General features: G+C 62.5%; 1 protein-coding gene and 1 pseudogene. One reads left to right on the top strand and one right to left on the bottom strand.

Features of this window, described 5'->3' with window-relative positions; translation table 11 throughout:
- A pseudogene (locus tag EN932_RS35135) lies at positions 1–474 on the bottom strand (nucleotidyltransferase family protein); the annotation flags it as partial.
- A gap of 374 nt (positions 475–848) precedes the next feature.
- On the opposite strand from EN932_RS35135, the gene EN932_RS35125 reads away from it, so the two are divergent.
- The gene (locus EN932_RS35125; RefSeq protein WP_127385010.1) at positions 849–1,760 is read left to right on the top strand and encodes an agmatinase; all 912 of its coding nucleotides are present in this window, start codon (positions 849–851) and stop codon (positions 1,758–1,760) included.
- Positions 1,761–1,892: the final 132 nt, after the last annotated feature.

The raw sequence follows: 1,892 nt of genomic DNA, 5'->3' as shown, positions 1-1,892 counted from the left end.
GTCCTGGATAAAGCATTTGGACCAGATGAGTTCGGTCGGGCCGATGATCCGCACCCTGCTGCCCAACAGCTCGGTTTGGCGGGCGTGTTCCAGCCACAGGTCGCCAACAGGCACCGTGCCGTTGGCCGAGCCGAAGATGACGTCGAAGAAATGCGTGCCCTTGAACACCTTGCCGAGCCACCGGTCGTCCTCGATTTCGACGGCATATCCAAGCTGCTTGAAATGGGCGAGGATCCGCGCGTAGTCGCCTGCCTTGCAGAAGATATCGAGGTCCTTGGTCTGGCGGGTGACACCCGTATAGGCGCTTACCGCGTAGGTCCCGGCGACCAGAAAGGGAATGTCGGTGGCGGCAAGCTCGCGGATTGCTTCGGTATAAAATACCTCCGCCTCGGCATTTTTGAGCGTCGGCGCCGCCTTTGCGTCAATCATGGGAAGCGAGACCAGAACGTTTTCAGGCAATGGGCCATTGGTCATGAAACGATGACTCCGAATCCGGCAACCGGCAGTCGCCCGCTGTGGTAACAACGTGAACCCCGCCTGGTTCCGCTACCGGGCGGCCAGCCAAAGGTTCATTCTCGTCACGTACTGGAAATTTCGGGATCGCGCCTGCCGATCCAAGCCCGGCCCAACGTCATCGCCGGCGCAAGTCTCTATGTCGCCTCGAAATCGGCCCATGCCGCCGCCAATGTCCCATTGGCCCAAATTTGAAACACCCCGTGGGTGCTCGATCTCGATCGTTTTGGGGTTTATTGGGCTTACCCAATCGGGCACACAAAGCTGAAGCCGAGGCGCTTGATCTAACCGCAGCCGATCGGCGTGCGCCAAGCCACTATCAGGACCATAAAGGCATGACCCCCTCGCCTCCCTTTCTCGGCTTTCCCGACCGTCTTGCAGATAGCCACGTCCCTCGTGCGGTAATCTTCGGGGCCGGTCACGGCAGCACCTATCCCGGCAGGGACAGCAGCGGCTATGCCTTGGCCGCCAACGCCATCCGTGCTGCCAGCCAGGACGATGCCGCATTCGTCGAGCACTGGGATTTCGATCTTGGCGGCCCGCTGTTCGACGGCAAGCCGGCCTCTTGCATCGACGCCGGCGATATCTTGACCACCATGCATGACAATGCCGGCAACCGGGCCAGGATCGAGGCAAAAACGCGCGAGATCCTGACGTTGCCGGCTGTGCCGATCCTGATCGGCGGCGACTGTTCCATGACCATTCCCTTCCTCGCCGGCTTTGCAGAGCACGGGCCGGTCTGGGTCCTGCAGGTCGACGCCCATATAGACTGGCGCGACGAGGTTCATGGCGAACGCCACGGCTATTCGAGCCCGATGCGCAGGGCAAGCGAGATGCCGCATGTCGCCGGCATGGTGCAGGTCGGTCTGCGCAGCGTCGGCAGCGCGCGCATCGCCGAAATCGAAGCAGCCCGGCGCTATGGCAGCCGCTTCGTGACCGCCCGCGAGGTTCATGCCCAGGGCGTCGAAGCCGCGCTCCGGCATATTCCGGAAGCCGCGCGGGTCGTCGTCACCCTCGACTGCGACAGCCTTGATCCAAGCATCATGCCGGGCGTGGCGGCGCGTACACCCGGCGGCCTCACCTACACGCAGGTAATCGACCTGATCGCCGGCCTCGGCAAACGGGCCAGGATCGCAGGATTCGACCTTGTCGAGTTCTATCCTCCGGCCGATATTGACGGCCTGTCAGCGCGGACCGCCGCGCGCCTTCTCGTCAATGTGGTCGGCACCGTCGTCCGGCAGGTTTGATGTCAAAATCCCGCTCTTCGCCGCAGAGCGGCCCAAAAGCGCGTGAGCGAGCTTGCGGTTGAAATGCCCTTTTTGGCACCTGGGTATTCGATCCTGCCTCGTCCGACCGGCTCGTCGCTCCAGACCAGGTTG

The sequence above is a fragment of the Mesorhizobium sp. M7A.F.Ca.US.002.01.1.1 genome, assembly GCF_004022955.1.
Classification (GTDB): domain Bacteria; phylum Pseudomonadota; class Alphaproteobacteria; order Rhizobiales; family Rhizobiaceae; genus Mesorhizobium; species Mesorhizobium ciceri.
The sequence above is the reverse complement of the archived record's forward strand: the minus strand, read 5'-3'. Positions and strand labels throughout refer to the sequence as shown.